Consider the following 12,035-nt stretch of genomic DNA (forward strand, 5'->3'; position numbering starts at 1 on the left):
TCGACGCTTGGAATTGGAGGACCTCGGTGCGCCCGGGTGACCACTCCGCGCTCAGAAAGGCATCCTCGTGACCCAGACCACCGCGTCGAACCCCTCCCAGGACGAAGGGCTGCCCACGCTCTTCTCGCCCATCACGGTCGGCGACGTCCACCTGCCGAACCGCCTCGTGATGGCGCCCCTCACGAGACTCCGATCCGGTCAGGACGGTGTGCCGACCGCGCTCGTCGCCGAGCACTACGCGCAGCGCGCGAGCCTCGGCCTCATCATCTCGGAGGGCACGTACCCGACTCACGAGTCGCGAACCTACACGGGCCAGCCCGGCATCGTGACCGATGAGCAGATCGAGGGATGGCGGGGCGTCGCCGATGCCGTGCACGCGGCCGGCGGTCGCATCGTCCTGCAGCTGATGCACGGCGGTCGGGTCGGGCACCAGGCGATCACCGGGACCGATCGGCTCGTCGCGCCCAGCGCCATCGCGATCAACGGTGAGACGCACACCCCTCAGGGCAAGCTCGCCTACCCGGTCCCGCACGAACTCACGATCGATGAGCTCGCCGTCGTCCGCGAGGAGATCGTGACGGCCGCACGCAACGCGATCGCCGCCGGTCTCGACGGGGTCGAACTGCATGGCGCGAACGGCTACCTGCTGCACGAGTTCCTCGCACCGTCGTCGAACCAGCGGACCGATGCCTACGGCGGATCGCCGGCGAACCGCGCCCGGTTCCCGCTGGAGGTCGCGCGGGCGGTCGTCGACGCCGTCGGCGCCGGTCGGGTCGGGCTCCGGTTGTCGCCGACACACGGGATCCTCGACGTGATCGAGGACGACCCGGCTGAGACGCAGGCGACCTACGATGCGCTGCTCGACGGCATCGTGCCCCTCGGCATCGCGTACGTGAGTGTGCTGCACGCGCAGCCGGACGGCGAGCTGGTGCAGCGGATCCGGTCTCGGTTCGACGGCATGTTCATCGCGAACACCGGATTCAGTCGGGCGACGACGCGTGAGGAGTCGCTCGCGCTGGTGGAGGACGGGCATGCGGATGCGGTCGCCGTCGGGCGTCCCGTCATCGCGAACCCCGACCTGCTCGAGCGCTGGCTGGGCGGTCACCCGGAGAACGAGCCGGACCCGGCCACCTTCTACGCCTCGACCGCCGCCGGCTACACGGACTACCCCCGCCTCTAGCCCCTGCCCGTTCCCGTTCTCTGGCCCTGCCGGTCCTCTGGCCCTGCCCGCGAACTGTCAGTCCTGGCTGTTTCCAGCCAAGCAGAACAGCCCCTGCTGTCAGCTCGCGAGCTGGCAGAAGGGGCTGTTTTCGTTGTGTCAGAACCGCCAGGAGTGACAGTTCGCGGGATGGGATGGGAGGCCGAGGAGGGGATCACCTGGACGACCGATGGGGGCTAGCGGGCTTCCGGACGGGCGTCGGGGCGCCGGCGGGACTCGCGTCCACGCGGGCCGAACCCACGTCGGCCGCGCGGGCCGCGCTCGTTCATGGTGCTCTCGTCCCAGCCGAAGCCGCGGGCGATCGCTTCGAGGCTCGCGAGGGTGGTGGCGAGGTCCTCGGGGGAGACGGCGTCCGTCACGGTGGAGCGGACGGCCCTCACCTGCGCGAGGAGTTCGGCGTGCGCCGCTCGTCCCGCATCGGTGATGGCGATGCCGTCGCTGTCGCCGTCGGCAGGTGTGATCCAGCCGCGCGCGGCGAGTTCGTCGACGACGTCCTGGGTGCTCCGGCGACGTTTGCCCTCCGGACCGAAGTGGCCGCGCGGACCGTGGCCGTCGGTGGGGCGCTCGCCGAAGTGGTGCCCGCCTGGGTGGCGCTCGCCGGACGATCGCTCGTCAGCGGCGCGTGCATCGGTGGGGCGCTCGCCGAAGTGGCGTCCATCGAAGGGGCGTCCGCCGAAGTGGTGTCCGCCCGGGTGGCGCGCATCGGGACGGCCTTCGCCATCGGGAGCATCTTGCGGGCGGCGGCGGGGCGGCATCGCTGCCGTGATCTCGTCGATCGATGAGGCGCCGTCCGCGATGGCCGACAGGGTGCGCCAGGAGCGTCGGCCGATGCCCTGCTGGGCGAAGGCGTTGTGCATGGCGGACCTGATGGAGACGTCGACGGTGCGCAGCCAGTAGCCGAGCTGATGCTGGGCGGACGGGCCGGTGGGGACTGTGTTCTGCGTGTCTGTTGGGGAGTTCATGGTGTCTTCTTTCATTTGCATGTGTCGTTACATGTATATGTAAAATGACATGTATGTCCCGGAATCGTCAAGACCCACCCAGTGAACGCTCAGCAAACGAGTCGGATGCGGTCGCGCAGATCGAGCAGGCGATGCTCCGCCTCCGTCACGACCAGGCGAGGCGGCGGTTGCGGCGACACGGGCATCCGCATGATCGCGACGAGTCAGGCGACTCGCGCGCTTCGCGTGAGTCTTCTGCGTCCCGCGACTCGAATGAGCACGACCCGAATGGCCGCGGCCGGGGCTGTGGGCGAGGCCCGGGATGGGGGCCACGAGGCCCGTTCGCGGGCGGCGACGGCGATCAGGGAGGTCCGTTCCGGGGCGGCGGCGACGGCCCCAGAGGCCCCCGCGGCCCGCACGACCGCTCGCTCGGCCAGGCGGCCCGCTTCCGGATGCTCGACGCCATCCAATCCGCGGGCGCCGGCATGGGCATCAGCGCGTTGGCGGAGGCGATCGGCGTCGATCAGCCTCGCGCCAGCAGGCTGGTCGCGGAGGCGACGGAGCGCGGACACGTCCGCCGCGCCGCCGACCCGAACGACGGCCGTCGCAGTGTCGTCCAACTGACCGAGGCCGGACGCACGGTCCTCACCGAGGCTCACCGGGGGCGCCGCGATGCCGTGGCGACTGCTCTCAGCGGATTCACACCGGAGGAGATGGCCCAGTTCGCGGCCCTGTTCGCGCGATTCGTGGAGGCGTGGCCGCGAGACGAGGAGTGATTTCCGGCTGATCAGCAGCTGAATCGAGCGCCTCGGCGTTGCCGGGTGCGCTCGTCGGCCATTCGCATCCTTCGTCCTGACCAGCGCTCATGCGGCACGCTCTTCCAGGACCACCGGAATCACCGCCGCGATCTGGCCTGCGCATCGCCTGTTCGCTGCTACCGTCGACTCGGGGCGTGCGACGTCCGGCGCCCGAATCCGCTTGGAGGGTGTTCCGATGACGCGTTTCGTCACATCGATCGCGACCTCGATCGTGGCCGCGGCGACGATCGCCGTCGCGCTCAGCGGGTGCTCGCTGGCCGCCAACGATCAGGGTCAGGCGTGCAGCGATTTCGAGGCGGCGTGGAAGCCGATGTCGGCGGCGATCGACAAGGACCTGCCCGAGGTCACTGCGGATCCAGACGCCTGGGGTGCGTTGAGCGATGCCCGCGACACCTTCGTCGCTGCCGCCCACCAGGTCGGCAACGGGACCATCAATCCGCTCGCTTCGACCGCCGCCGAGCGGATGGGGACCCTCGTCGACGCCGCCCGTCTGTACAAGCAGAAGCCGACCGACACGACGAAGGCCGCGCTCGACACCGCGTCGGCAAACATGACCTCCGCCGTGGAGAAGATCCAGGCCGTCTGCAAGTAGCCGGCCCTCCCCAAGTAGCCGGCCCTCCCCATCGCGCATAACTCCTTCGATCCGACCAGTCGCCGATCCGGTTCCGCGGAATTCCGGGCTTCTCGATTCGAGCGACGTCGAATCGAAGGAGTTATGCGCGAACAACGGCCGACGGGCCGGGCGGCTGAGCGCGCCGGTACCGACTACTCCGGCCGCAGACGCAGCTCGTGCATGCCGCCGTCGACGGCGATCGAGGTGCCCGTCGTCGACCCGGAACGCGGGCTCGCGAGGTAGGCGACGGCATCGGCCACCTCCGACGCCGCGACGAGTCGGCCGTGCGGTTGCCGCGCGTTCAACGCTGCGCGCTCGGCGGCGGGATCCTCGGCGGACGAGAGCAGGCGCCCGACCCACGGCGTGTCCGCGGTGCCGGGGTTCACGGCGTTCACCCGGACGCCCTCGCGCAGATGGTCCGCGGCCATTGCGCGCGTGAGCGACAGGACGGCGCCCTTCGTCGCGGTGTAGAGCGCGCGCTGCGGCAGGCCGGCCGTCGCGGCGATCGAGGAGGTGTTCACGATGGCGGCCGACGGCGACTTCCGCAGGTGCGGCAGCGCTGCCCTGGACACCCGCGCGATCCCGACGACGTTGATGTCGAATACGCGGTGCCATTCATCGTCCGGGTTGTCCTCGATGGATCCCTGCGCGCCGATGCCGGCGTTGTTGACGACGATGTCGATGCGGCCGAAGCGTTCGGCGACGGCGTCGATCGCTGCGCGCACCGAGGCGTCGTCCGCGACGTTCGCTGCCACCGCGAAGAGGCCCTCCGCGGCGTCGTCCGGGTTGAGGTCGAGCACGGCGACCTGCGCGCCGCCCTCGGTCAGGCGGGAGGCGATCGCGGCGCCGATGCCGGATGCGCCGCCCGTGACGACGGCGACGAGGCCGTCGAATTCAGCGGTGGAGCTCATGGTCCTGTGTTCCTTTCAGGGTGCAATCGGAGTGCGGTGTCGAGCACAACTCCTTCGATCTGACGGTCCGTCGAACCGGCGACCCCGGAATTCCGGGGTTTTCGGATGCGACGGCGTCGATTTGAAGGAGTTGTGCTCGATGGTGCGGGGTACTGGGTACGGGGCGGTACGGGGCGGCGCGCCGACGTCAGACGGACGGCAGGAATTCCTGACGCTGGTGGCCGAGCCCCTCGATCTCGATCTCGCAGACATCGCCCGCGGTCAGGTACGGGAAGCGTCCGGACAACGCGACGCCCTCCGGTGTACCCGTCAGCACAAGATCGCCCGGTTCGAGCGTCATGTACTGGCTGAGCTGCCAGATGATCGTGTCGACGTCGAAGATGAGGTCCGCGGTGGACGAGTCCTGGCGGGGCTCGCCGTTGACCCAGCTGCGCAGCCGCAGGTTGCGGTAGTCGACCTCGTCGGGGGTGACGAGCCAGGGCCCCGTCGGGTTGAAGCCGGGAGCCGACTTCCCCTTGGACCACTGACCGCCGGAGATCTCCAACTGGAACTCGCGCTCGGAGAGGTCGTTCGCCGTGACGAAGCCGGCGATGTGACCGATGCTGTCGGCCGGGCTGTCGAGGTAGGACGCGCGCTTCCCGATCACCACACCGAGTTCGACCTCCCAGTCGGTCTTGGTGCTGTTGCGCGGGATGTGCACGGCGTCGTTCGGTCCGACGACCGTGTTGGGGGTCTTGAGGAAGACGATGGGCACCTCGGGCGGGGCCGAGCCCGACTCCGCCGCGTGGGCCGCGTAGTTCATGCCGATGCAGATCACGGCGCTCGGCCGGGCGATCGGGGCGCCGATGCGGAGAGCGTCGGCATCGATGATCGGAGTCAGTCGACCGGCGCGCGCGGCCGCGGTCACCACATCGACCGGGGATGCTTCGAGGAAGGAGCCGTCGATGTCCGCGGTGACGGGGGAGAGGTCGACCCAGACGCCGTCGACGAGTGCTGCCGGGGTTTCGGAACCGATCGGGCCGAGGCGGGCGAACTGCATACTGCGTCTCCTTCTGTGCACTGTGCAACGTCTGCGCGACTTCTGTGCGGCCTGCGGATGTTGCGGGCCGGCGCCAGACGGTGTGGAACTTCGTTGATCCGACTTCTGAAGCAGATGTGTCGGGTTTGTTCAGCATAATCCGCGCGCGAGTGTTTGTGCACGATTCCGCGTATCCGTTATTCAGACTGATACTTGTAGCAAGACGTTCTTCAATGGAGCAGTATCCTGTATCCTATTGCCGTTCTATACATCCGATGTTTGAATCGGCGGCCGAAGAAAGAGAGTCATCAGTGAGCACGATCCTCGCGCTGGAGACCAGTGACGTCCGGTTCCCGACGTCGACATCGCTCGACGGCTCGGATGCCATGAACCTCGATCCCGACTATTCGGCCGCCTACGTCCGCATCGTCACCGACGCAGAGGACGGCCTCGAAGGGCACGGGTTCGTGTTCACGATCGGCAGAGGCAACGACGTGCAGGTGGCGGCGATCCAGGCGCTCGCGCACCACGTGGTGGGGCGGAACGCCGAGGAGCTGCTTGCGCACATGGGCGCGACATCGCGCGAGTTCCTGTGGGATTCGCAGCTGCGGTGGCTCGGCCCGGAGAAGGGTGTGATGCACATGGCGATCGGCGCCGTGGTGAATGCGCTCTGGGACCTCAAGGCGAAGCGCGCGGGACTGCCCGTGTGGCAGCTGCTCGGGCGGATGTCGCCGGCCGAGATCGTCGAACTGGTCGACTTCCGGTATCTCGAGGACGTACTCACCCCCGAGCAGGCGCTCGACATCCTCGAAGCCGCCGTGCCCGGCCGCGCCGAGCGTGAGGCGCAGCTGCTGCAGACCGGCTACCCGGGCTACACGACGACGCCCGGTTGGCTCGGCTACAGCGACGAGAAGCTCGTCCGCCTGGCGAAGGAAGCGGTCGCCGACGGGTTCGGGATGATCAAGCTCAAGGTCGGCGGAAACCTGCAGGACGACATCCGTCGGTTGCGGCTCGCACGCGAAGCGGTCGGTCCGGACATCCTGATCGGCACGGATGCCAACCAGCGCTGGGGCGTGACGGAGGCCATCGAGTGGATGTCGCACCTGGCCGAATTCGACGTGACGTGGATCGAGGAGCCGACGAGCCCCGACGACGTCCTCGCGCACGCCGCCATCGCACGCGGTGTCGCCCCGATCCGGGTCGCGACCGGTGAACACATGGCCAACCGGGTGATGTTCAAGCAGTTCCTGCAGGCAGACGCGCTGCAGGTGTTGCAGATCGACGCTTCACGGGTCGCCGGGATCAACGAGAACATCGCAATCCTGCTGCTCGCGGCCCGCTTCGGTGTGCCGGTCTGCCCGCACGCCGGCGGGGTCGGGCTGTGCGAGGCGGTGCAGCACCTGTCGATGTTCGACTTCGTCGCGGTCTCCGGGACGACCGATGGGCGGGTCATCGAGTTCGTCGATCACCTGCACGAGCATTTCGTGACACCCGTCGTGATGGAATCCGGTCGCTATCAGACGCCCACGGCGCCCGGCAACGGCATGGAGATGCTCCCGGCCAGCCGAGCGCAGTACGCCTACGTCCCCGCCCCGGAATTCGCGTCGGACGCAGCCCTGGCCTGACCGCCTGCTGCTCGCCTGACGCGCCTGCCGCTCGCCTGACGCGCCCCACGCATCGCATCGCTGCGGTCCATCCGCCACCTGATCCGCAGCTACTTCTCTTTCCAGAATTCAGGAACGTTCACAGCATTCAGGACGATTCGGCCGGTTTTCCGGCGCAATCGTCCTGAATTGCGGAAATGTTCCTGAATTCTGCGAACAGCAGCGGTCAGGCGCGCGTGACGGCCTCGCGCAGCCAGTGCTCGATGCCCGCGATGTGCACCGTCGCGTGCGCCTCGGCGAGCGACGCGTCGCCCCGCTCGATCGCATCGAGGATCGCGTGATGCTCCGCAAGCGTCCTCGCGACCGAGTGCTCCTGCGTCAGCCCGCGCCAGATCCGTGCGCGGACGGTGTGGCTCGACAGGCTCTCCAAGAGGCTCGACAGGTAGCCGTTGCCGGCGGCCGCTGCGATGGCCCGGTGGAATTCGAGGTCGTGCTCGACGAGTCCCTCGACGTCGGTGTCGACATCGACGGACCCGGCGATGCGACGCAACGCGGCGACCTGACTGGGCGATGCCGCACTGGCGGCGAGGCCCGCAGCTGCCGGTTCGAGGATGCGGCGCACGGCGAACAGTTCGAGGATCGAGTCGTCGCTGTGCAGGTCGATGACGAACGACATCGCCTCGAGAAGGAGCCGGGGTTCGAGGCTCGTGACGTACGTGCCGTCGCCGCGCCGGACATCGAGCACGCGGATGACTTCGAGGGCTTTGACGGCCTCGCGCATGGAGCTGCGGGAGAGGCCGAGCCGATCGCTCAACTCCTTCTCCGGTGGGAGGCGCTCGCCCGGCCGGAGTTCGCCGCGGACGATCATGTCCTTGATCTTGAGGATCGCTTCGTCCGTGACTGCCATTGCTCGATCGTATCTGTCGTGCCCGCCGTTTTCCGGAACAGACGCCACTCGGTTGCAATATGCGTCCGACATCGACCGCTTCCTGCAGGCGGACGCTTGCTCCCGAAAGCGATGGGAGGAGGAGCGCTCCGGCTCAGGAACGCACGCCGATGTTCCCCTGCTTCGCCTTGACGGGGAGGAGCAGCGCCAGCCCGATCGCGATGACGAGCACAATCCCGAGGATGCCCCAGTACTGCCCGCCGCCGAAGGTCACGAACAGCGCGAACGCGGTCGGTGCGAGGAACGAGACGGCGCGGCCGGTCGTCGCGTACAGGCCGAACACCTCACCCTCACGACCGGGCGGGATGATGCGCGCGAGGAACGACCGGCTGGCCGATTGGGCCGGCCCGACGAAGATGCACAGCGCCAACCCGAACGTCCAGAACACGATCTGGCCGCCGTCGTGGAACGCGAACACCGCGATGCCGCAGATCACGAGGCCGATGAGGGAGCCGAGGATGACGGGCTTCGCGCCGAGCTTGTCGTCGAGGAGGCCGACGCTGATGGTCGCGATGCCGGCGACGACGTTCGCGGCGATCGCGAAGATGATGACCTCGCCGGGTGAGAACCCGAACGAGCCGGCGGCGAGCACTCCGCCGAACGTGAACACGCCGGCCAGGCCGTCGCGGAACACGGCGCTCGCGACGAGGAAGTACAGCGTCTGGCGGCTGTCGCGCCACAGTTCCGCGATGCTCTTCCCGAGCACCACGTACGACTTGAAGAAGCCGACGCGGGGCAGGGCGACGGCCTTCGGAGCATGGTACTCGGGCACCGCGAACAGCACCGGCAGCGCGAAGAGCGCGAACCAGGCGGCGGCGATCAGCATCGACACGCGGACGCTCATCCCGTCCTCGGACGTCACGCCGAAGAGACCGACGTCGGGGTGGATGAAACCGAAGTAGACGATGAGCAGCAGCACGATCCCGCCGATGTACCCCATCCCCCAACCGAGGCCGGACACCTTCCCGATGGAGGTCGGTGTCGACACCTGCGCCAGCATCGCGTTGTAGTTCACGCTCGCGAACTCGAACACGACGTTGCCGGCCGCGAGCAGGACGAGACCGAGCCAGAGGTAGTTCGGGTCCGGCTGCACGAAGAAGAGGAGCGCCGTGATCGCGACGACGACGAAGGTGTTGAAGCCGAGCCAGAACTTGCGGCGGCCGGAGGCATCGGATCGTTGGCCCGTGATGGGGGCGAGCAACGCGATGAGGAGACCGGCGGCAGCGAGCGCCCAGCCGAGCGAGGCGGAGACCGCCGCCTCTCCGCCGAACGCCTCGCCCGTCAGGTAGACGCTGAACACGAACGTCGTGACGACGGCGTTGAACGCCGCGGATCCCCAGTCCCACAGGCCCCACGCGAAGATGCGGCCCTTCCGGCCGCTCTGCGCCTTGACGGCTGCGATGCGCGCCGTGTCGAGGTCGACGGTCGCTGCGGCTGCGTCGGCGTTCGTGAGCGGGGTCGGCGGGAAGTTCCGGGGGCGGGACCCTGGTCGAGGCTGGTCGTCGTCGTGACCGGGCGTGTCGTTCATACCCCGAAGGCTAGCGCTCCGAGGTAACGCGCCGGTAGACGCCTCGTTTCCGCTGCCGAGGGGTCGCGAATTGCGGGTGCAGGCGTCGCGCACCCGCAGTTTGCGACCCCTAGGCGGACGTGGGTGGGCGGAATGGCGTAGGCCGGGCGGGGGAGGGATGAGGGGAGGGAGGGGGGAGGCATGAGGGGAGCGATGGGGGAGGCGACCGGGCGGTTGGTACCGGGGTGCCATGTGGGGGCGACGGAGATGGTCCTGGAGGGAGACGACGGGCGGGGTGGACGTTTCTAGGCTCGGGGGCGTGAAGAAGATCAACACTTGTCCAGTAACTGTCGATGCTCGATGTGGGACGGGGATCGTCGCGTGAGCGGCCGACCGAACCGGGCATCCCGAGCCGGCCGCTTCGCCGCAGTCGTCGGCGTCACCGCCGTCCTGTGTGCCGCCCCCGCGGCATCGGCGTTCGGTGCGACGACGACGCAGACCGCGCATTCGACGCCGTCTGCTCCGACGGCCGGGGGCGCCGCTGCCGCAGCGACAGACGCGAACCGCACGAACGTCGTCGACCTCGGGATCGCCGGCGCCGCCGACCTCCTGAAAGCCGGGAAGACGACATCGGAAGCCCTCGTCACCGCCTACCTGCAGCGCATCGCCGCCTACGACCGGCCCGACGCCGGCAAGGACGGCTCCACCGCGACGACCGGCCTCAACTCGATCATCACGATCGATGACGAGGCGCTCGCCGAAGCGAAGCAACTCGACGCTGAACGCGCCGCGGGGAACCTGCGCGGCCCGCTGCACGGCATCCCGATCGTGGTGAAGGACAACATCGCGACCGCCGACATGCCGACCACCGCCGGCAACGGCGCGATGCGGGACTATCGCACCGCGGCCGACGCGACCTCGGTCGCACGCCTCCGCGACGCCGGAGCGATCATCCTCGCGAAGTCGAACCTGGCCGAATTCGCGGCGATGGGCGACAGCAGTGTGAGCGTGTTCGGCGAGGTCAAGAACCCCTACGGCGCCGAACTCGGCACGAGTGGTTCGAGCGGCGGCAGCGCAGCGGCCCTCGCGGCGGGCTTCGCGGCTGGGGCGATCGGCACGGACACCGCCGGGTCGATCATCGGCCCGTCGGCGAACGGTTCGCTCGTCGGTGTGCGTCCGACGTTCGGCCTGACGAGTGTCGACGGCGTCGTGCCGGGCAACACCGCGCTCGACACCCTCGGGCCGATGGCGCTCACCGTGCGCGATGCGGCCATCCTGCTGGAGGTGCTGGCCGGGCAGGACCCGGCCGACCCCAACACCGAGCCGACCGCCGGCATCGACACGCACTCCTACGTGAGTGGCCTGAGCTCGACGTCGCTCCAGGGCGCCCGCATCGGCGTTCCGGCCGATTGGGACGCGTATCTCGCGGGGCCGGGCGCGGTCTTCGCCTACCTCGATGCGGAGGGGAAGGCGACGTACGACCGGGCGATCGATGCGCTGCGGGCGCGCGGGGCGGTCATCGTCCCCGTCGCGTACGAGGCAGGGACGCTCACCGCTCCGAGCGTCCCAGGCGACTTCGGGTACCAGGTGCACCACTTCCTGCAGACGACGAAGGCGACGGTTCCGCCGGCTGCCGCTGCGCTCGCGGCGCCCGATGACGTGTTCGATCTGCACGACGTCTTCGCGAGCCCCGACACGACGCTGGGTGAGCTGTTCGCTGAACTCCAGCCGTCAGAGACACCGGATCCGGAGGTCGTCGCGGCGCTCGCGACGGTGCCGCAGGCGCGGCAGGAGTTCGCGGACTTCTTCACGTCGAACGGGATCGACGCGTTTGTGTTGCCGTCGACGGCGAGTGAGGCTCCGTTGAGCCTCGACGGGTCGACCGAGCTCACCTCACGCGCCGGGGCACCCGGTGTGACGGTCCCGTCGGGGATCGATGCCGCCGGCCGGCCCCTCGGGATCAAGTTCATCGGGCAGCGGTACGACGACGGCCGGATGCTCTCGTTCGCGTACGACTACGAGCAGGCGACGCATCACCGGGTGGCGCCGTCGGCGTTCCCCGAACTGGCGGGCGGCGGAGTCGTCCCCACCGATCCGACGAAGCCGACCCTCCCCGATACCGGCGCCGGCTTCGTCCCGGCCGCCCTCATCGCATCGGCCGTCATCCTCGCCGCCGGCGGCACCGTCCTCATCGTCCGCCGCTCCCTCCGCCCCTAACCCCCCCCGCCCCTGCTCGCGAACCGTCACTTGTGGCTGTTTTCGATGGGGTCAATGTCGCCACAACTGACAGTTCGCGGGCAGAGGGCGGATGGGGATGGCTGGGAGAAGGCGGGGAGTTGAGTCGAGGCGGCTCAACTTTGTTGACATCGGAACGACGGTCTGTAAAATTGAGTCTGCGCGGCTCAAGTCCGAAAATACCGGTCGGCGACCAGCGCACAGACTTATCAAGCGTCAGATC

General features: G+C 68.8%; 10 protein-coding genes. 5 read left to right on the forward strand and 5 right to left on the reverse strand.

Annotation, left to right across the window (positions count from 1 at the left end):
• Positions 1-67: 67 nt before the first annotated feature.
• The gene (locus tag ACL9RL_RS13555) at positions 68-1,180 is read left to right on the forward strand and encodes an alkene reductase (RefSeq protein ID WP_422780796.1); all 1,113 of its coding nucleotides are present in this window, start codon (positions 68-70) and stop codon (positions 1,178-1,180) included.
• Between the two features lie 215 nt (positions 1,181-1,395).
• Here the strand turns inward: ACL9RL_RS13555 and ACL9RL_RS13560 are convergent, their stop codons facing one another.
• On the reverse strand, positions 1,396-2,181 hold the full coding sequence (locus ACL9RL_RS13560) for a MarR family winged helix-turn-helix transcriptional regulator (RefSeq protein WP_422780797.1): 786 nt from the start codon (positions 2,179-2,181) through the stop codon (positions 1,396-1,398).
• 431 nt (positions 2,182-2,612) lie between these two features.
• Here ACL9RL_RS13560 and ACL9RL_RS13565 point away from each other — a divergent pair, with 431 nt between their 5' ends.
• Entirely contained in the window at positions 2,613-2,936 is a 324-nt protein-coding gene (locus ACL9RL_RS13565; protein ID WP_422780798.1) for a MarR family winged helix-turn-helix transcriptional regulator, read from the forward strand.
• A gap of 217 nt (positions 2,937-3,153) precedes the next feature.
• Positions 3,154-3,570, forward strand: coding sequence for a hypothetical protein (locus tag ACL9RL_RS13570; RefSeq protein ID WP_422780799.1), 417 nt, complete (start codon positions 3,154-3,156; stop codon positions 3,568-3,570).
• Between the two features lie 173 nt (positions 3,571-3,743).
• Here ACL9RL_RS13570 and ACL9RL_RS13575 read toward each other — a convergent pair whose 3' ends face one another.
• Both ACL9RL_RS13575 and ACL9RL_RS13580 read right to left on the reverse strand, forming a co-directional pair.
• Positions 3,744-4,502: an SDR family NAD(P)-dependent oxidoreductase gene (locus tag ACL9RL_RS13575; protein WP_422780800.1), complete on the reverse strand. Its 759-nt coding sequence runs from the start codon at positions 4,500-4,502 to the stop codon at positions 3,744-3,746.
• A 187-nt stretch (positions 4,503-4,689) separates the two neighbouring features.
• Positions 4,690-5,541, reverse strand: coding sequence for a fumarylacetoacetate hydrolase family protein (locus ACL9RL_RS13580; protein ID WP_422780801.1), 852 nt, complete (start codon positions 5,539-5,541; stop codon positions 4,690-4,692).
• Between the two features lie 290 nt (positions 5,542-5,831).
• Between ACL9RL_RS13580 and ACL9RL_RS13585 the strand changes: the two genes are divergently transcribed.
• Entirely contained in the window at positions 5,832-7,145 is a 1,314-nt protein-coding gene (locus tag ACL9RL_RS13585; protein WP_422780802.1) for an enolase C-terminal domain-like protein, read from the forward strand.
• Positions 7,146-7,350: 205 nt separating this feature from the next.
• Here ACL9RL_RS13585 and ACL9RL_RS13590 read toward each other — a convergent pair whose 3' ends face one another.
• Positions 7,351-8,031 (reverse strand): FadR/GntR family transcriptional regulator, encoded by a 681-nt coding sequence (locus ACL9RL_RS13590; protein WP_422780803.1) that lies wholly within the window; start codon positions 8,029-8,031, stop codon positions 7,351-7,353.
• Positions 8,032-8,164: 133 nt separating this feature from the next.
• Positions 8,165-9,598: an MFS transporter gene (locus tag ACL9RL_RS13595; protein ID WP_422780804.1), complete on the reverse strand. Its 1,434-nt coding sequence runs from the start codon at positions 9,596-9,598 to the stop codon at positions 8,165-8,167.
• Positions 9,599-9,958: 360 nt separating this feature from the next.
• Between ACL9RL_RS13595 and ACL9RL_RS13600 the strand changes: the two genes are divergently transcribed.
• Entirely contained in the window at positions 9,959-11,794 is a 1,836-nt protein-coding gene (locus tag ACL9RL_RS13600; RefSeq protein WP_422780805.1) for an amidase, read from the forward strand.
• The last annotated feature ends 241 nt before the right edge of the window (positions 11,795-12,035 follow it).

It is taken from the genome of Plantibacter sp. Mn2098 (assembly GCF_049319745.1).
Lineage (GTDB): Bacteria > Actinomycetota > Actinomycetes > Actinomycetales > Microbacteriaceae > Plantibacter.